Origin of the sequence: Flavobacterium terrigena (assembly GCF_900108955.1) — a bacterium.
GTDB lineage: Bacteria > Bacteroidota > Bacteroidia > Flavobacteriales > Flavobacteriaceae > Flavobacterium > Flavobacterium terrigena.
On sequence record NZ_FNYA01000002.1, the window covers coordinates 205,028 to 224,888 of the forward strand.

The window sequence follows — 19,861 nt, forward strand, 5'->3', positions numbered from 1 at the left end:
ACTTTTTTTTTACAACCAATACATCTTTAAAAACAATATAAAATCACTTTTTTTCTTCGTATTGATTTAAAAAAATATTTCTCGTAAAACTATTAAAAAATAGTAGAATTTTATTATACGAAAAATGGTTTAGGTCGTGGAAATGACTTCCAAGACCTAAACCTGTATTATAAACTGGGTGAGATTATTTTAACTCAACAACAGCTCCAGCTTCTTCTAAAGCTTTCTTAAGACCTTCAGCTTCATCTTTAGAAACTCCTTCTTTAACATTAGTTGGAGCAGAATCTACTAAATCTTTTGCTTCTTTAAGACCTAAACCAGTTAATTCTTTAACCGCTTTAACAACTCCTAATTTAGAAGCACCAGCTTCTTTTAATACAACTGTGAACTCAGTTTGTTCAGCAGCAGCACCAGCATCACCACCACCAGCAGCAACTACAACAGCTGCAGCAGCAGGCTCGATACCATACTCGTCTTTTAATATTGTTGCTAATTCGTTAACTTCTTTTACTGTTAAGTTAACTAATTGTTCTGCGAAATTTTTTAAATCTGCCATTTTTTCTATCTTTAATGTGTTTAAAATATGTAATTTATTAAGTGCGTTTTGTTTTGTTATTCTGCAGCTTCACCTTTAGTTTCAGCGTTGTTTAATAAAGCTGAAATAATACGTTTAGCTGGAGATTGTAATAATCCGATGATTTCACCGATAACTTCTTCTCTAGATTTAATAGCTACTAAGCTATCTAAAAGTTCGTCACCAATGTAAACTTCTTCATTAATATAAGCTCCTTTTAATACAGGTTTTTTACCTTTTTTACGGAATTCTTTAATAATTTTTGCAGGTCCATTAGCTGTATCTGCGATCATTATAGAAGTATTTCCTTGTAAAGTAGTTGATAAATCTCCGTAGTCGTTTGGAGAAACTTCCATAGCTTTTGCTAATAAAGTATTCTTTACAACTTCTAATTTGATTCCTGCTTTAAAACAAGCTCTTCTTAAGTCTGAAGTAGTTCCTGCATCAAGTCCAGAAATGTCTGCTAAATACACAACATTCACATCTGCTAACTGTGCAGTCAAATTTTCAATAGCAATTGATTTTTCTTCTCTAGTCATACTAAATATATTTAACTACCAATTATACTGCTTTAGGATCTAAAGCGATAGCAGGGCTCATAGTACTTGTTAAGTGAATAGACTTAATGTAAGTACCTTTCGCTGCAGTTGGTTTTAATTTGATTAATGTTTGAACAATTTCGTGTGCGTTGTCATAGATTTTATCAGCATCAAAAGATACTCTACCTATTCCTGCATGAACGATACCAGTTTTATCAACTTTAAAGTCAATTTTACCAGCTTTAACTTCTTGAATTGCTTTAGCAACATCCATAGTTACAGTACCTGTTTTAGGGTTTGGCATTAAACCTCTTGGTCCTAAAACACGTCCTAATGGACCTAATTTACCCATAACAGCTGGCATAGTGATAATTACATCAATATCAGTCCAACCATCTTTGATTTTTTGAAGGTAGTCATCTAAACCAACGTGGTCTGCACCTGCTGCTTTAGCTTCCGCTTCTTTATCTGGAGTAACAAGAGCTAGAACTCTTACATCTTTACCTGTACCGTGTGGTAATGCAACCACACCTCTTACCATTTGATTTGCTTTTCTTGGATCAACTCCAAGTCTAACAGAGATATCAACTGATTCATCAAACTTTGCAGAAGCAATTTGTTTGATTAATACTGACGCATCTTTTAAAGAATATAATTTATTCTTTTCAATTTTTGCAGCAGCTTCTTTTTGCTTTTTTGTCAATTTTGCCATATCTCTTATTTTAGAGGAGAATCTCCAGTTACAGTTATACCCATAGATCTAGCTGTTCCAGCAATCATACTCATTGCAGCTTCCATTGTGAATGCATTTAAATCTGCCATTTTATCTTCAGCAATTGCCTTAATCTGATCCCAAGTAACACTAGCCACTTTTTTACGATTAGGCTCTCCTGAACCAGACTTTAATTTTGCAGCATCCATTAATTGAACTGCAGCAGGTGGAGTTTTTACAACGAAGTCAAAAGACTTGTCTTTATATACAGTAATTTGTACTGGACATATTTTGCCAGGTTTATCTTGTGTTCTAGCATTAAATTGCTTACAGAACTCCATGATGTTAACCCCAGCAGCTCCCAAAGCAGGTCCAACCGGTGGCGACGGGTTCGCAGCACCTCCCTTAACTTGTAGTTTAACTACTTTACTAACTTCTTTAGCCATTTTTTAAAATTTTACATTAATCATTGGAAGCGATTAATGCGGGTTTATATATATGTAACAAAAATTATACTTTTTCAACTTGCATAAAACTCAATTCTAATGGCGTTTTTCTTCCGAAAATTTTAACCATTACTTCAAGTTTACGCTTTTCTTCGTTGATTTTTTCAATAGTTCCGTTGAAACCATTGAAAGGACCATCAATAACTTTAACCGTTTCGTCAATAGAGAAAGGAATGTTCACATTTTCTGTTTTCACAGATAATTCATCAACTTTACCTAACATTCTATTTACTTCAGCCATTCTTAATGGAACTGCGTCACCACCTTTAGTTTCACCTAAAAATCCGATAACACCTGTAATCGATTTAATAATGTGAGGAATCTCACCTGTTAAGTTAGCTTCAATCATAACATAACCAGGGAAATATACTCTTTCTTTTGATATTTTTTTACCGTCTTTTACTTGCACTACTTTTTCAGTAGGCACAAGCACTTGAGAAATGTAATCACCCATTCCAACACGATTAACTTCTTGCTCAATATAAGCTTTAATCTTGTTTTCCTGCCCGCTTACCGCTCTAACGACATACCACTTCTTTACGTTATTATCAGCCATTTTGTATTAACCTTTTAACAAATTAAAGAATCCAGTTAACACCTTAGTGAACGTTAAATCAACACCCCAAGTTGCTAAAGCAAATATTACTGAAAACAAAGCCACAATAATAGTATATTTTTGAACTTCAGCCCAAGCTGGCCAAGTTACGTTTGATTTTAATTCTTCGAATGCTTCAGAGAAATATTTTAACATGATATTTACTTTATTTTGCACGAGCGGAGGGATTCGAACCCCCATCAATGGTTTTGGAGACCACTATTCTGCCCTTGAACTACGCTCGTAAGTTAAAATCAGTACCGATTAACTGGTACTGATTTAAAATATTATTGACTTATAATTAGTCTAAAATTTCAGTTACCTGTCCAGCACCTACTGTTCTACCACCTTCACGGATAGCAAAACGTAAACCTAAAGACAATGCAATTGGAGATAATAATTCAACATCAATAGTTAAGTTATCACCTGGCATTACCATTTCTCTTCCTTCTGGTAACATAATAGTACCAGTTACGTCAGTTGTACGTACATAGAACTGAGGACGGTAGTTATTATGGAATGGAGTATGACGTCCACCTTCTTCTTTTTTCAAGATATAAACCTCTGCTTTGAATTTAGCGTGTGGTTTTACTGAACCTGGCTTAATAATAACCATACCTCTTTTGATATCAGCTTTATCAATACCTCTTAACAATAAACCTACGTTATCTCCAGCTTCACCTCTATCTAAGATTTTACGGAACATCTCAACTCCAGTAATAGTAGAAGTTAATTTTTCAGCACCCATACCGATGATTTCAACTGGATCTCCAGTGTTTGCAATACCTGTTTCGATACGACCTGTAGCAACAGTTCCACGACCAGTAATTGTAAATGAATCCTCAACTGGCATTAAGAATGGTTTTTCAACGTCACGAACTGGTAATTCAATCCAGTTATCAACAGCATCCATTAATTCCATGATAGTAGCTACCCATTTTGGATCTCCATTCAAACCTCCTAAAGCAGAACCTTGAATAACTGGACCATTATCTCCATCATATTGGTAGAAAGATAATAAATCTCTGATTTCCATTTCAACTAACTCTAACAACTCAGCATCATCAACCATATCCACTTTGTTCATGAATACAACCATTCTAGGCACACCTACTTGACGACCTAAAAGGATATGCTCACGAGTTTGTGGCATTGGACCATCTGTAGCAGCAACTACTAAGATAGCACCATCCATTTGCGCAGCACCTGTAACCATGTTCTTAACGTAATCCGCGTGACCTGGACAGTCAACGTGAGCGTAGTGACGGTTAGCAGTTGAATACTCAACGTGCGACGTGTTAATTGTAATACCTCTTTCTTTTTCTTCAGGTGCATTATCAATTTGATCAAATGATTTTGCTTCTGATAAACCTGCATCTGACAATACTTTTGTAATTGCAGCTGTTAACGTAGTTTTACCGTGATCTACGTGTCCGATAGTACCAATATTCAAATGGGGCTTCGAACGGTCGAATGTTTCCTTTGCCATGATTTTAAAATTTAATCTTAGTTATTTATTATTAGTGTTCAAAAATTATTTCTATTTTGAGCCAATGTCGGGAATTGAACCCGAGACCTCTTCCTTACCAAGGAAGCACTCTACCCCTGAGCTACACCGGCTGTTGTGAGTTCAGAAGTCAAAAACAAACCTAAATTTGTTTTCAATTCTCATTATTCTTCTTTTTTAATGAATTTACTTGAAAATAAATTTCCAGATAAATTCTTGAAAAAAGTTTGTGGGGAGAGCAGGATTCGAACCTGCGAAGTTTTCACAGCAGATTTACAGTCTGCCCTCGTTGGCCGCTTGAGTATCTCCCCTAACCTTACTTTTAAGTCTAAAATTTAATAAATTAATTCCGATAAAAATATCAGAATATTTCTTAAAAATTAGAACTTTCAAAATTTCAAAGAGCCAGTGGAGGGACTCGAACCCACGACCTGCTGATTACAAATCAGCTGCTCTAGCCAGCTGAGCTACACCGGCATTTCTATATATAGAAAAAGTCCGCTATTTCTAACGGACTGCAAATGTATGTAATTTATTTATTAATCAAAACTTTTTTAAATCTTTTTTTCAATTAACTATGTGCTCTTAACTTTTCTTTTCTTTTTACTAACAAACGCTCTAAAGATTCTACAGCCAAATCCGCCGCTTCTTCAAAAGTTTTACTTTGTTTTTTTACAATAAAATCATCACCAGGAACCAACACTTTTAATTCAACAATTTTATTCTCTTTTTCACTAATATTTTCAACCTTTAAAAAAGCATCAGAAGAAACTACCTTATCGTAATATTTTTCTAATTTCGTCATTCTCTCATCTATAAAATCAACTAGTTTTTTGTCGATATTAAAATTAACCGCGTGAACATTAACTTTCATAATAATAATTGGTATTAAATTAAACATTACTTATTTGTTTCTTGGATGTGCGTTATTATACACTTTCTTTAACTCAGACAAACTACTATGTGTATAAATCTGAGTAGATGACAAACTTGCATGACCAAGCAACTCTTTAACTGAATTTAAATCTGCACCGTTATTTAACAAATGTGTCGCAAACGAATGCCTAAGAACGTGAGGGCTTTTTTTTACCTTTTCGGATACAGTACTAAAGTAATCATTTATTAATCGATACACAAACGTTTCACTTATTTTATTTCCTTTTTTAGACAATATTAACTTTTCATTATTAACGTTAATTTCAATTTCTTTTCTTTTACTTAAATATAAGGTAACAATTTCTAAAGTTGAAGTTAACAAGGGAACAATTCTTTCTTTATTTCTTTTTCCTAAAATCTTAATTGTTTTTCCATAAAAATCAATTGCGTTTAATTCTAAATTAATTAATTCGGCACGACGCATTCCTGTAGAATACAACAACTCAACCACCAACCTATTTCTAACACTTTCAAAATCTGTTTCTAGAAATTGAGTTTCGAACAATTGATTGATTTCTTTTTCAGAAAAAGGAATTTGAACTTGCTTTGGAGTTTTTAAAGATTTGTGTTTTACAAAAGGATTAATTTCTATTTGTTTGGTTTTCAATAGAAATTTGTAAAACGATTTTAAGGATGCCATTTTTCTATTTATAGAAGAAGGAGACATTTCAGAATCTGACAATTGCACAATCCAACTTCTAATTAAAGGATAATTTACTTCTTCTAGTTTACACGAATCGTGACTTTCATTTAAAAAGAGTTGAAACGACACAATATCGTTGTAATAGGCCTTCACAGTAAGTGGTGAATATTTTTTCTCTTTTTCGAGATATTCTGTATGTGACTGTAAATTATTGCGCATAAAAAAACCGTTAGACACAAATTTATAATTTATAATCTAACGGTTATAGTATTTAATCAAAAAATGATAGATTAACTTTCTAATTGATCTCTCATGTTTTGGATGTAAGCCGCTTTTTGAATTTTAATTCTGTTTGTCACAGAAGGCTTAATGAAAGCTTGACGTGCACGTAACTGACGAACAGTTCCTGTTTTATCAAATTTTCTTTTATAGCGCTTTAATGCTCTATCGATATTTTCTCCGTCTTTAATTGGTATAATTAACATAATATTGACACCTCCTCTCGTTAAGTGTGCAAAAGTATATTTTTATTTTCAATTATGAATTATAAATGATGAATTATTTTTTAAACTAATTTTAATTAAAAAAAAACTCAGTCGTTCGAGTTATTGTTGCATTAAAATTAAGTGCTGGCGGACCATTAACATAAGAGTTAGATTTTAAATGATAATAATTAGAAGGATAAACTTCATAAGTAGCTTCCAGCAATTCATCATTAGTTAAGTTTTTAGAATACTCTAAAACCCCTTGAAAATCATCAAAAGGAAAAGCTTCTATACCTACAATTCTTCTATTTTTTTTACCATATGAATTATCATTTAAAACATTCATATTATTAATCACATCAGAGTGATTAAAAGACAAGGATTGAGTAGCATTATTCACTGCTACTAAATTTCCATTATTGTATTGAAAATGATTCACATTATCCATTATACCATCTAAATCATAATCCCTACCCGCCTGAACAATATCATCGCCTTCAAAAACAGCAATATATCTTCTTAATATTTGAGTATTAGGATCATTATAAGGTAATGAAATTTTTTCAAAATAAATTAAATCGTTTGAAACATATACAAATCTATAATACAACTCCTCAGCACTGACAATCCTTGTCGCTCCAATTAATTTTGAATTTGAATCGTAATAATAATTTCGAACTCTAGGTGATCCATCTACAGAATTATGATCCATATGCGAAACCAACAAGCTACCTTGATAAGTTAGGCTCGAATTCACACTCACACCTTGGCTAACCCCATTAAGGAGAAATTCTTCATTTACCTCCATTAATTTACCATTCTGAACAACACCATTTATGATAGTTTGCCCTACATAAGGGAAACTTGAATCGGTTGACTGACTATTTATGGTTACCTTATAACCGCTGATTTGAATTTCTGCATTCGTATTTTCTGTTTCATTATCAGATGAACAAGAAAATAAAAACAACACCACAATTGAAAACACGTATTTCATAAAAATTTATTTTTTATTTAATAACGAAAAATTACTTACAATATTGTTCAAAACAAAAAACCAAGATACAATTTCTCATATCTTGGTTTTACATATTAATAAAGACTTAGTCAAGCTCAGTCTGACAAAACTATTATTTAACCGCTGGTTTGTAATTTTGATTATCGATAATCATTTTTGATAAGATTTCTTTTAAAATTTCAGAAGTTCCACCACCAATTGGCCCTAAACGACTATCTCTTAATAAACGAGCTAATGGATATTCTTCCATATAACCGTAACCGCCAAGCATTTGTAAACAATCGTAAATAGCTAAATCAGCCATTTTTGTAGATTTCAATTTCGCCATTGTAGCTTCTTTCACTACATATTCACCTTTATCTAATCTGGCAGCCGCAGCGTAATTGAACAATTTACAGTGCTCCATTTCCGTAGCGTGCTCTACCATTGTATGTCTTAAGGCTTGAAACTTATTAATTGTAGCTCCAAAAGCTTCACGTTGAGACATATATTCAATTGTATAATCAAGTGCATATTCTGCTCTAGCATGCGCATTGATAGCCATAATTAATCTTTCGAAAGCAAAATGTTGCATAATATAAGGAAATCCTTTTCCTTCTTCACCCATTAAATTTTCTGCAGGAATTTCTACATTATCGAATGCGATTTCAGCAGTATCCGAAGCTCTCCAACCTAATTTATCTAATTTTGTAGCAGATATTCCTTTAAGATTTGAATCCATCAAAAACATACTGATTCCTTTATTTCCAAGTTCTGGACTTGTTTTCGCAGCTACTACATAGTAATCGGCATAAACACCATTAGTAATAAATGTTTTAGAACCATTAATAATATATTTATCTCCTTGTTTAACAGCTGTAGTTCTCATTCCAGCCACATCACTACCACCAAAAGGTTCAGTAATACATAAAGCTCCAATTTTTTGACCTAAAATACTTGGTGCTAAATAATCTTGTTTGATTCTTTCATCTCCTTCAGCATTTAAATGTGTCATCGCTAAATATGCGTGAGCCCACATAGCAGCAGCAAAACCAGAAGATTTAATTTTTTGAAGTTCTTCTAAAAAAACAACAGTATAAAACAGATCTAAACCTAATCCGCCATAAGCTTCTGGATATTTTAATCCAAAAAAGCCCATTTCACCGAATTTTTCCCAAATAAAACGTTCAATTGTACCTGTTTTTTCCCATTTTTCAATGTGTGGTACAACTTCTTTATGCAAAAAACTGCGTAAACTTTCTCTGAACAATTCGTGTTCTTCTGTAAAATATAATGAATTCATATAACTAGGGCTATGTTTTGTTTGGTTTTTATTGATTTAATTTAAAATTCCAAATATACGGCGATTATTTTTAATTTTTCAACAGGAAACTGCTTAATTTTTGTTAAATCATCAATATTTTTAATTTCTCCATTCATACTTCTGTAGGTTACAATGTTTTTAGCAATATAATAATTGAAGTAAGGAAATTGCTGTAACTCCTTAATTGGCAGTTCATTAATTTTTATTCTCTTCAAAATTCCTGCAGATTTAATTTGGAATCTTTTATTCAAATCGGCAATAGCTTCTGGTGAAATTCCCCAAATAAAACCAAGTTGTTCCATATTAACAAAACCTCCAAATTTTTCTCTTTCTGCAATAATTTTAAGCGCTAATTTTTCGCCAATCATATATACTTTTTCCAACTCGACTTGATTGGTCGTATTGATATCTTGAACTACAATTTTAGTTTCTTTTTTCTCGAATTTTTTATATTTATTTTCGAAATTCGATTGAAATTTATTTGCAGTTTTATTCGTAACCCAATCTGGAAACTTAAAATAAATTGCATATTTCTTCATCCAATCGTTTGAAACACCGGTTAGCTTTTGAAACTCGGCTTTAGAATTCACATATTTATTTTGCTTTCTTAAATTATGAAGTCTATCAATTTGCTCAATCGTCATTCCGAGTTTATACCCTTTATAATCGGTAATAAAATTAGGATTGAATGGGTAAATTTTATTTGCGTTTTCTTTATTGACTTCTTTAATACTATCAACATTGTTTTGTTGCAATAACCATTTTTTTTCACTTGAAGACAACTTAACTTCATCGGAAGAAGACTCCTTATTAAACCAATAGAAACTTAATTGCATTAACCCAATTAGGGCTAGCAATATGGCAATACCGAAATAATGCCCTTTAGAAAATTTTAGCATGGAACTATTTTTATAAATCAAACACAGAACTGCGTTTGGTGTAAATCATATCTTTTAATTTTAACAAAAAAGCCAATGTTAAATAAAATCCGAATCCCAAACCCACTGTGATAAACGAAATGTACACGAAAAACAAACGAACTTGCGTAGCTCGCATTCCCAATCTGTCCGCCAGACGAGAAGCTACATAAAAGCCGTTTTTTTCGAAAAAATGAAGTAAGTTGTACATTTCTAATTTATAAAGGGTAAAGATACTTAGTTTTTTAACAACTGCAAACCCACAGCGCATTTGAGACATTTATTTGTTTTACAATATTCATTTTTGAGCTCTAACAACGATTGCGAATGAAAAGCATTTTCAGATTTTACTTTGAATTCTGAAAATTTTTCCAGAATGGAATTTTTCTCAGGAGGAATGGCTTCTAAAAGTAAAACCAACTCTTCAAAGTTTAATTTTCCGAGATTTTTCTCATAACAAAACTTGATTGGAATCACTGTATTTATAATCAGTAAATCAATAAATTGAGAAGTCAAAATTTTACTTTTCGTTTTGCAGGTTTTTGAAAAATTATAATGGCTTTTCCAATACTTTGAAGTCTCACTTTTCAACAAGTCCTTAATTTCTGAATAGGAATTTGCTAAAATGAGTTGTGAAAACATATTCTGTTTATTTGAAATCAAGTGAACTAATTGAGATAATCTTATTGTTGGAAAATTATCTGGTCGGAGTTTAAAAAATTGTGGTTGCAAACCGAATTCTTCTTGTAAATTGTATTTTAGTTTGAGGTATTTCCAATTGCTTTTTAATTTGGAATAATATTCGTCTTCTAAATCTTCATCTAACAAATTTAATTTTCCAAAAAGTAAAGCTTCTAAGTTTTCAGTATTAAAACTTTCTTTTCTAATAATCGAAAACGGAATAGATTGTGCCAATTGTAGAAAACAATCTCCGTTTGTGTTGAGTCCGAAGTTTTTGGCTAACATTTCGAAAAATACGGCTTCCCAATTATAATTGGTTTCTTGTAATCTTTTATCAATTACTTCCGATTTTCTTTCTAATCGGTTTAAAAACAGACTTTCTAACCAATTGTTCCAGATGAAATCATCAATTTCCGTGATCTGATTTTCGCAATTGATCCACGATTTAGAAGTAATTAATGATTTGTATTTATTGATTTCAGAAAGTGAGACGTACTTTTTTAATTCCAAAGTTGGAATTTCCGAATTGTCTTTTCTGAAAATTGGCGTGTCGTTTTCCCAAACTACATGTAGAATTACGTTGTCGTAATTGGCGTCTTTTTCATGATTGTGCAAATACCAATCGGAAGATTTGATATGAATTTCAATATTTCCAGCCCATTTTTGCTGGTTGATAGAAATTTGAGCATTAAAAATGTCTGGTCCAGCATTTTGTAAATACTGTCCGAAATGATTGATTTCTAAATTCTCGTTGAGATGTGTTTTGAGTTGGGTAAATGGCAGTTTCTTATTTACCCATAAATAATGGAGAAATTCTTCTTGCATGGCGTGTAAAATTTAATTCGGCGTTTAATAAAAACAAATATAAAAAAAACGGATAACATTTTGCTATCCGTTTTTAAAATTTAATATTTATTTTTTTCTATTTAATAGAACTAATAATATCGTGTTTGGTAATGATATGGTGTGTTCCGTTTCCTAAATCAACTAAAACTGCTTGATTGTCTTTGCTAATTAATTTAGAAACTTCATCAATTGAAGCTGAAGCTGCAACGATTGGAAATGGTTTCCCCATTACGTCTTTGATTGGTAAATCGGCGATGTCTTTGTTTTCGAAATAGCTTCTAAACAAATCTGACTCGTCTAAACTTCCTACGAAACCTGTTGTGTCGATTACAGGAATTTGAGAAATTTTATATTTTTTTAATCTTTCAATTGCGTGTGAAACCAATTCTTCTGTACGAACAATTACTAATGGTTTGTCTTTATGATCTTTGATTAAATCTTCTGCTTTTGTTAATTCTTCATCTAAGAATCCACGCTCACGCATCCATTCGTCGTTGTACATTTTACCTACATATCTACTTCCAGAATCGTGGAATAAAACCACTACAACATCTTCTGGCTTGAAGTGTTCTTTTAATTGTAACAATCCTTTAACCGCTGCACCAGCAGAATTTCCACAGAAAATCCCTTCTTCTAATGCTAATTTACGTGTGTAAACCGCAGCATCTTTATCAGTTACTTTTGTAAAACCATCGATTAGAGAAAAATCAACGTTTAATGGCAAAATATCTTCTCCAATTCCTTCTGTGATGTACGAATAAATTTCGTTCTCGTCGAAAATACCTGTTTCATGATATTTTTTAAATACTGAACCGTATGTGTCAATTCCCCAAATTTTTACGTTTGGATTTTTTTCTTTTAAATATTTAGCTACACCAGAAATAGTTCCACCAGTTCCTACTCCAACTACGAAATGCGTAATTTTTCCTTCTGTTTGTTCCCAAATTTCTGGACCAGTTTGTTCGTAATGTGCTATAGCGTTACTTGGATTGTCGTATTGATTTACGTACCAAGAATTTGGAATTTCTTCTCCTAATCTTTTAGAAACTGAATAATAAGAACGTGGATCTGTTGGTTCAACATCTGTTGGACAAACAATTACTTTTGCACCAACGGCACGAAGAATATCTGATTTTTCTTTAGATTGCTTATCCGAAATAACAAAAATACATTTGTAACCTTTCACGATAGCTGCTAAAGCTAATCCCATTCCTGTGTTTCCAGAAGTTCCTTCAATGATTGTTCCGCCTGGTTTTAAACGTCCGCCTGCTTCTGCATCTTCGATCATTTTAACCGCCATACGGTCTTTTACTGAATTTCCTGGATTAAAAGTTTCAAGTTTTCCTAAAACTAAACAAGGGATTTCTGCTGTAATTTTATTTAATCGTACTAATGGTGTATTACCGATAGTTCCTAATATGTCTTTTGCGTAGTTCATTTCTTAATCTATTATTGATTGCAAAGTTAGTTTTTTTTGTTTCAGGTTTAAACTTTCCTTGTAAAAAGTTAAGTTAAATTACATTTTAAATGAAAATATACTTTTGAAATGCGAATGCGTGAGTGATGGTAGCGGCATCCTTTTTATCTCGTTTTTAAGAACGAAATAAAAAGATATAGCGGACAGCACGACCTGTAAGGGCACGCCCAAATTTTATTTAAAGAAATTCCATTCTAAACCAAAACGAACGTGAAAGTCGCGGAATGGTGAGTTTGGAGCATTATAATAATCGACTTTATTGGTAAACAATGCGTTAAAATGCTCTGCTTTCAAATAAATTCTACATTGTTTCACACGAGCATTCACGAAGAAATCTAACACTGGAAAACCACCAACTTTAGTTTGGTCTTGTACAAAAAACTCACCTAAAACCCCTACGTAATCATCTGCGTAATAATTACTGAAATAATTTACAGTGATCCCAGTTTGTAACAACATTGCTTTCTTGAAAACAGGCTTTGTATAGTACAGTGTGTTTCTCAGCACAAGATAAGGTAAGTTTAAAATTTTCTCATCTTGTTGTACTTCTTGAACTTTAATTCTATTGTCAAGAGCCCAATTTTTATATTTAATTTCTTTAGCGATTTCAGCACTTATATACTGAATTGATTTATCGTATTGAAAAGGTTTCACCACTAAACTATCAATTCTTTCTTCTGTATTAAAAAAGTATAAGTGGTCATTTAAATTTGTCAATTGAACATATGCTTCAAACCATTTGTTTTTGGTTTCTGCTTTTAAAATACTGATTTTTTCATTTTTAAAACTTGTGTTCCAATTATAATTTACATAATCGCTCTGATTGAAAATAAAAATATTATCTGGAAGTTTACTGATTTGTTGAGCCGAAATTTTTACGAAATTATCTTCTGAAAATTTATATTTTGCAAAGGCTTCGTAATTTGAAGTCGGTTGATTTGAAATCGCATTTTGAAGTAAGATATTAAAGTTCCATTTATTTTGATTGAATTCATATTGCCCACCAACATTGTTAATTCGGTTATGCAAACTGTAATTAATACTTGGATTGAAAGATGCATCCTCTGGAACATTATAAAATTGATTGTACGAATAATTATCGATAAAGAAATTAATCTCGCCTAAATTTTTAGTTTTGAAACTAACACCTACTTTATTATAAAACACATCAAAACGCGTTTTGTTATTAATAGATGAGTTCGGTGAATCACCTAATCTAGGACTTTCAGTTGCCTGAATATATTCATAAAATTTATTCTCGTAATATGCCTGATGCTTTAACACTAAAGAATTTCCAGTAGAAAATTGATACGAATGATCTAAAAAATAACGATTCCCTTTTAATTTAGAAGAAGCATCGTTGAAATACACATCAACTCTTTCCCGCTGACTAAAAGAAGGATTTGTTCCGTCTAATTGCTCAATAAATTTAACTCCACCATTTTCTTGGTTATAAATATCTTGTCCGACAAAATTAACTTTTAGGAAATATTTTTTATTGATGGAATTGTAATTCGTTATAAACCTAAAATGTCCTGAGCTGGTTAAGTTATTGAAATAATCTCCAATTGAACGAATAGATTTATAAGCAACAGTGAAATTTAAATTGGGTTTCGTGTTAACAGAAATTAAGGCGTCTAAACTTTGTCCTTGACGCATAACTGTTTTAAAATACAAATCGGTTAATGGTGTTGGAACAGAATAGTAAAAAATATCGCTGTTATCTAAATAAGTACTATGCTTGGCGTTAAAACCAAATTGTGGCAAAGTAGTTGTTCTTTTACGCGAAAAATCTAATTGATTGAAAAGATAGCCTTCATTTGAAAAAGAAAATAATCCGAAATTATCTTTTTTCAAATAATTGTATTTGTATTCGTCTTGAATTGTTAATGATGTATCTATATAAATGGTGTCTTTCTCAGAATTGAAAGTTTTATATAATTTAATATCTGCTTTTAGTTCTACAACTTTTGTTGAATCTGATTCTTGTGCATTTAGGGAAAATGACAAAAAGAAAAGCAACACTATAAGGTTTCTCATTTTTACAATTTAAAAGGCAAATGTAATGAGAATTTGTGGAAATAAAAAAACCCCGATAAAATCGGGGTTTTAATTTATTAAAAATTAAATTTTTAATTATTGTAACCAGAATGGTGAAGTTGAATTCACTGTGAATAATTGAGAAGTTGATAATGCAGGAACATTAGCAGAATTCGCAACATATTCAGAAACTGGGTAATTTAAACGTTTTGGTTTGTTTGCTTGTTCAGCACCAATTGCTAAAGGAGTTGAAGGATAACCAGTTCTTGTGTATTCAATAAATGGTTCAATTCCATGAAGAGAATGTAAAGCCATCCATTTTTGATACATAATAGCTTCTAATCTTTCAGCATCATTAGTAGCAGCTCCAAATCCAACACCAACAATAGTGTTAGCAGCAGCAATATAAGCTGCAGGATTGATAGCAGCAATACCAAAAGGGTTACCAACTGTACTGTAATAATCATAAGATGCAGTAATACCTTGATCAAATAATCCTTGAGCAAAACCAAAACCAGCATCCAAGAATACAGCAGCTTCAGCTTGTAAGAAATAACTCTCAGCAGCTAACATAATAACTCCAGATTGAGCAGAAGCCCATTCCATAGATGGTTTGTAAACAGGGTTAGCAGTTAATGAATTAGAAGTATAAGGGTATTTAGTAATACCAAAACCTAATCTAGAAACTTGAGTAGTACCAGCACCTTGAGTATCAGAAGTTGAAGAACCTTGAAGAACACCTCTTACTTTAGCAGGAGTACCAATTCTAAAGAACATTCTTGCACCACGTTGATCTACAGCAGCTCCAGTACTATTTAAAGGAGTATATTTAGCATATGCAGGATCTGCAGTTACCACATTATTAACAGGAGTATTACCACCATTTAAAATTCTAGCAATGTGACCAGAAGCAACAACTAAAGTTCTGTTTTGAGCAGCTAGAGTTGGAGAGAATACATAAGCATTAAAGAATGGATTTTGCTTGTCATCAGCTGAACCATCATAACCAGGATTAATAGTTACGTCAGTACTAATAAATGATTGACCAACTAAACCAGGAACTCTTGAAGCAACATAAGCAGCAACTCCAGGATAGTTAGAAGAACGCATTCTTAATAACATTCTTAATTCTAAAGTATTAGCAAAGTTATACCACTCATTTAAGTCTCCACCCATCATAATATCAGATGAACCTAAACCTAGTTCAGTACCAGTTAAGCCATTCATAATAGCTCTAGCATCATCTAAATTTTGAACAAGTGCTTTGTAAATTTCAAAATCATTATCATATTTAGGATACAAATTTTCTTGATATTGAAATGCTTCAGAATAAGGCGCTTTACCATATAAATCCACAATATACTGCATATAATATGATTTCATAATTTTAGCAACCGCTACAAACTGATCTTGAGAATGATCCGCATTTGGATATTTCGTAATTAATTCAAAATTTGCCATTGAACGGTATAAACCATCCCAAATACCAGAATAAAATGAATTATCAACTTGCAATTTATATTCACGAGAATATGGAGAAGCGAATGAATTCACGTTACCAGCCCAAGCATTTGTTAAAATACTACCTAATGCATTCATTGTAGTCGCCTGAGTTCTGAATGTTTGAGCCATAGCTCCTGGCAACATTAAACGCGGTGGAACATCTTCGAGTTGAACAGCGTTTGGATTAACATCATTTATCTCGAAGTAATTATCACAAGATGATAAAAAACCTAAAGCAACAAATGATAAAATAAATTTAATATTTTTCATAGTTATTTAATTAAAAAGTTATATTAATACTTCCTCCAATTGTTCTACTTGAAGGATATTGACCAGCATTAGCAAAACCTTGAGCATTACTTGTAGAAGAAATACTAGCTTCAGGATCAGCAAAATGTTGGTTTTCACCACCGTTTTTAGCTTTTAAGAATTTACCATCAGCTAAGAAAATAAATGGATTACGAGCATTTACACCAAATGTAAAGCTGTTGATTCCAGAATTTTTTAACATCTTTTTAGGTAAAGTATAAGATAATGATAACTCTCTAATTTTTAAAGAGGTAGCATCAATTAAGAAAGCTTCACCTGAACGGTAAGATGTACCACCATAGTAATCAACAACCCCAGGATACAATCCTAAAGCACCACCATTAGATCCATTACCAGTACCAACCGGAGTAGTATTAGCAGTGTAAACACCTGGAGCAGATTCGTAAACAGAACCAGGAATTACAAATGATTCATAACGGTCAAACTCAGCAGACTCTTCTAAGTGTCCAGCAAAACCTAAAGTTGATTTAGTTTCAGAATAGAAAGAATGACCTGTTCTATAATCAGCAACAACTGCTAATCTTAATCCTTTGTACTCAAATGAGTTAGTTAAACCTAAAATATAATCTGGAGTAGATTTTCCAATATTAACTAAACCTGTTTTTAATGGTGTACCAGTTGCAGGATTAACAACAATATTTCCGTTTGGATCTCTTTCATAAGTAGTACCTTTAATTAAAGGAAACTCTTCACCTTCTTCAGCAACAATAGAAACGTTAGCATTAGATAATAAAGTAACAGATTTTGAATCATCAGTAACTTTGTCAATAATAGTTTTATACGTTGAGTATGAAGCTTTAATATTCCATTTGAATGATTCTGTTCTTACAGGCGTTAACCCTAAATCAATTTCGAAACCATCAGTATGTAATCTACCTGTATTGTCTTGGAAAGCCGACATACCAGTAGCAGAAGATGTTGTAGCAAACGTGATTAAGTTTTTAGTATTCGTTCTGTAAAGAGATCCATCTAAAGTAATTCTATCATTAAAGAAACCTAATGCTGCAGAAACTTCAAAAGTTGTAGCGATCTCAGGGTTAATATTTTTATTAACTTGACGTTGATTTGAAATATAAGAACTTAATGACCCGAAAGGGAAACCAGTTGGAAATACTCCAATTTCATCAGTAGCATAAGCAGCAACAGCAGAAGCATTACCCACTTTAGTATAATTCGCAGATAATTTAGCGAAATTTAATACTTTATTATCTTTTAATGCATCAAAAGCTTTAGTAGGAATAAATGACATACCTACAGATGGGTAGAAGAACCATTTTGCAATAGTTGATCTTCTTTCTTCTCTAGCCGTAACGTTTAAGAATAAATAATCTTTATAGTTAAAGTCAAAGTTACTAAATAAAGCAAAATCTCTTGTTCTTGTTTCAGTGTTAGCTAATGAATAAGCTGGATCTGGATTTAAAACATTATTGATATGATACCAACCGTCAACATCTAAATTAGTACCACCTTGAGTAATTACTTTGAAGTAAGAATCTTGAATATTGTTACCAATATTAGCTTTCATACCAATATTATCAGTTAACTCATAATCAAAGTTAAACATTAAATCTCCATAGAAATTTCTTTGTCTTGATTGATTACCATAGAAACTAGATGTAATTCCATGCCCACCGTAATCAACATAAGAACCACCCATAATATCATAATAATAATCTTCAAAACCATTAACATGAGATTGAGCCTCAGTAGATCTTAATTGAATGTTACCATTATAAGTTACATTGATATTTTTGTTTAATTCATAACCTAAACTAATGTTACCATTAACAAAATCAGAAGCAGAATCATTTCTATTGTTTTTAATAGTCCAGTATGGATTATCAATATAAACAGACCAACCATGTTGAATTTGAGCATTGTTAAAGTTTCTAACAGGAATGTTTGATGCAATTTGCATTAAATCATCATACAATTCAGAACTAGTTGTAGAAGTTCTTTGGTTAATATAACTTACGTTACCATCAGCACGGAACTTACCTAACTTTTTACCGAATTTAATATTAAAGTTATTTCTTTTTAACTCATCATCCTGAACCATGAAGCTAGTATTTTGTCTACTGAAAGACACACCAGCATAAGAATCAGCACCACCAGCATTAACAGAAATACCATTTTGGAAAATAGTTCCTGTTCTGAAGAATTTCTTAATATTATCTTTATCACCTTTCCACTCTAACATTTGGAAATTTCCATCAGCTTGCGGTAAACCAGTTTCAACTAATTGACCAGCATACGCAGGATCATCAAAAGCAGGACCCCATGCACCATTTTCCCACGGCACATGCCCTGAAGCGTTAAACGTAGGGTCATAAATCCAACCTTGACCATATTTAGTTTGTCTATCTGGAACAAATGAAACAGTTTCAAAATCCACTGATGAATTGATACTTACTGATAATTTGTCAGATTTAGAACCTTTTTTAGTAGTAACAATAATAACTCCATTCACACCTTGAGCACCATAAAGAGCACCCCCTTGAGCACCTTTTAAAACGTTCATGTTTTCAATTTCACTTGGTGCAAGTTGACCTAATATTGCTGCAGAAGATATTGCGTTATCAATAACTACTAAAGCCTGGTTATTACCAGTAATTGTTCTAGCCCCTCTTAACACAATACGAGTACCAGCTGGAACACCATTTGAAGTTGTATTAATTTGTAAACCAGAAACTTTTCCAGTTAATGCAATAATTGCATTTGGCTGAGCAGCTTGTGTTAACTCCTTATTAGTAACTGTTTGTTGTTGATTTGTAACTGCATCAGGTTTACGTTTAATACCCATTGCTCCTACAATTTGAACTACTTCAATACTTGTAGAACTAGTAGCCAAAACCACATTAACAACATTACTAGCACCAACAGTAACAGTTTTAGTATCTTTTCCTAAGAAAGAAATTTCTAAAACATCACCTTCACTAGCTTTGATTGAGAATTTACCATTCTCATCAGTTTGAGTACCTTGTTGTGTACCCGCAATACTTACAGTAGCACCTGGCAAATTTGCGCCATCACTTTTTACTGTACCTGTAACAGTTTTCTGTTGTGCGAAAGAAAACTGCATTGTAAACGCTACTAAAAGCGTAAAAATCCATTTGAACTTCGATCTCATATTAATTTTATTTGAGTTAGTTATTCCGCAAACTTCTTAATAATTTCTTAAATAAACAAATAATACTTCGGAATATTATCAATTTATTTGTGTTAAATTTTTTTAGCTAAAAAAAATAG

General features: G+C 32.1%; 19 protein-coding genes and 4 tRNA genes. All 23 read right to left on the bottom strand.

Annotation, left to right across the window (positions count from 1 at the left end; genetic code table 11):
- Positions 1-184: 184 nt before the first annotated feature.
- On the bottom strand, positions 185-556 hold the full coding sequence (rplL, locus tag BMX42_RS04435; RefSeq protein WP_091309359.1) for a 50S ribosomal protein L7/L12: 372 nt from the start codon (positions 554-556) through the stop codon (positions 185-187).
- 56 nt (positions 557-612) lie between these two features.
- Positions 613-1,113, bottom strand: a complete 501-nt coding sequence (rplJ, locus tag BMX42_RS04440) for a 50S ribosomal protein L10 (protein ID WP_091309363.1) — start codon at positions 1,111-1,113, stop codon at positions 613-615.
- Positions 1,114-1,135: 22 nt separating this feature from the next.
- Positions 1,136-1,825 (bottom strand): 50S ribosomal protein L1, encoded by a 690-nt coding sequence (rplA, locus tag BMX42_RS04445; protein ID WP_091309366.1) that lies wholly within the window; start codon positions 1,823-1,825, stop codon positions 1,136-1,138.
- Between the two features lie 5 nt (positions 1,826-1,830).
- A complete protein-coding gene (rplK, locus tag BMX42_RS04450) occupies positions 1,831-2,271 on the bottom strand; it encodes a 50S ribosomal protein L11 (protein ID WP_091309369.1) in 441 nt (146 codons plus the stop codon).
- Between the two features lie 64 nt (positions 2,272-2,335).
- Positions 2,336-2,887, bottom strand: coding sequence for a transcription termination/antitermination protein NusG (gene nusG / locus BMX42_RS04455; protein ID WP_091309372.1), 552 nt, complete (start codon positions 2,885-2,887; stop codon positions 2,336-2,338).
- Between the two features lie 6 nt (positions 2,888-2,893).
- Positions 2,894-3,082: a preprotein translocase subunit SecE gene (gene secE, locus BMX42_RS04460; RefSeq protein ID WP_245748242.1), complete on the bottom strand. Its 189-nt coding sequence runs from the start codon at positions 3,080-3,082 to the stop codon at positions 2,894-2,896.
- A gap of 18 nt (positions 3,083-3,100) precedes the next feature.
- A tRNA-Trp gene (locus tag BMX42_RS04465) sits at positions 3,101-3,171 on the bottom strand.
- A 56-nt stretch (positions 3,172-3,227) separates the two neighbouring features.
- Positions 3,228-4,415, bottom strand: a complete 1,188-nt coding sequence (gene tuf / locus BMX42_RS04470) for an elongation factor Tu (RefSeq protein WP_091309379.1) — start codon at positions 4,413-4,415, stop codon at positions 3,228-3,230.
- Between the two features lie 59 nt (positions 4,416-4,474).
- Positions 4,475-4,546, bottom strand: a tRNA-Thr gene (locus BMX42_RS04475).
- Positions 4,547-4,663: 117 nt separating this feature from the next.
- Positions 4,664-4,744 (bottom strand) — tRNA-Tyr (locus BMX42_RS04480).
- Positions 4,745-4,836: 92 nt separating this feature from the next.
- Positions 4,837-4,910, bottom strand: a tRNA-Thr gene (locus BMX42_RS04485).
- 94 nt (positions 4,911-5,004) lie between these two features.
- Positions 5,005-5,307 carry a ribosome hibernation-promoting factor, HPF/YfiA family gene (gene hpf, locus BMX42_RS04490; protein ID WP_091309383.1) on the bottom strand — a complete coding sequence of 101 codons (303 nt, stop codon included), beginning with the start codon at positions 5,305-5,307 and terminating at the stop codon, positions 5,005-5,007.
- 30 nt (positions 5,308-5,337) lie between these two features.
- Positions 5,338-6,231 (bottom strand): tyrosine-type recombinase/integrase, encoded by an 894-nt coding sequence (locus BMX42_RS04495; RefSeq protein ID WP_091309388.1) that lies wholly within the window; start codon positions 6,229-6,231, stop codon positions 5,338-5,340.
- 71 nt (positions 6,232-6,302) lie between these two features.
- Positions 6,303-6,497 carry a 30S ribosomal protein S21 gene (gene rpsU, locus BMX42_RS04500; RefSeq protein WP_091309391.1) on the bottom strand — a complete coding sequence of 65 codons (195 nt, stop codon included), beginning with the start codon at positions 6,495-6,497 and terminating at the stop codon, positions 6,303-6,305.
- Between the two features lie 91 nt (positions 6,498-6,588).
- Entirely contained in the window at positions 6,589-7,494 is a 906-nt protein-coding gene (locus BMX42_RS04505) for a hypothetical protein (protein WP_091309395.1), read from the bottom strand.
- A 133-nt stretch (positions 7,495-7,627) separates the two neighbouring features.
- On the bottom strand, positions 7,628-8,797 hold the full coding sequence (locus tag BMX42_RS04510; RefSeq protein WP_091309397.1) for an acyl-CoA dehydrogenase family protein: 1,170 nt from the start codon (positions 8,795-8,797) through the stop codon (positions 7,628-7,630).
- Between the two features lie 41 nt (positions 8,798-8,838).
- On the bottom strand, positions 8,839-9,717 hold the full coding sequence (locus BMX42_RS04515) for a helix-hairpin-helix domain-containing protein (protein WP_091310886.1): 879 nt from the start codon (positions 9,715-9,717) through the stop codon (positions 8,839-8,841).
- Between the two features lie 10 nt (positions 9,718-9,727).
- Positions 9,728-9,946 carry a PspC domain-containing protein gene (locus BMX42_RS04520; RefSeq protein WP_091309403.1) on the bottom strand — a complete coding sequence of 73 codons (219 nt, stop codon included), beginning with the start codon at positions 9,944-9,946 and terminating at the stop codon, positions 9,728-9,730.
- A 26-nt stretch (positions 9,947-9,972) separates the two neighbouring features.
- Positions 9,973-11,241 carry a DUF2851 family protein gene (locus BMX42_RS04525; protein ID WP_091309407.1) on the bottom strand — a complete coding sequence of 423 codons (1,269 nt, stop codon included), beginning with the start codon at positions 11,239-11,241 and terminating at the stop codon, positions 9,973-9,975.
- A gap of 97 nt (positions 11,242-11,338) precedes the next feature.
- On the bottom strand, positions 11,339-12,700 hold the full coding sequence (locus BMX42_RS04530) for a pyridoxal-phosphate dependent enzyme (RefSeq protein ID WP_091309412.1): 1,362 nt from the start codon (positions 12,698-12,700) through the stop codon (positions 11,339-11,341).
- Positions 12,701-12,913: 213 nt separating this feature from the next.
- On the bottom strand, positions 12,914-14,779 hold the full coding sequence (locus tag BMX42_RS04535) for a putative porin (protein WP_091309416.1): 1,866 nt from the start codon (positions 14,777-14,779) through the stop codon (positions 12,914-12,916).
- Between the two features lie 96 nt (positions 14,780-14,875).
- A complete protein-coding gene (locus BMX42_RS04540) occupies positions 14,876-16,552 on the bottom strand; it encodes a SusD/RagB family nutrient-binding outer membrane lipoprotein (RefSeq protein WP_091309420.1) in 1,677 nt (558 codons plus the stop codon).
- A 10-nt stretch (positions 16,553-16,562) separates the two neighbouring features.
- Entirely contained in the window at positions 16,563-19,742 is a 3,180-nt protein-coding gene (locus tag BMX42_RS04545; protein ID WP_091309424.1) for a SusC/RagA family TonB-linked outer membrane protein, read from the bottom strand.
- Positions 19,743-19,861 lie beyond the last annotated feature (119 nt).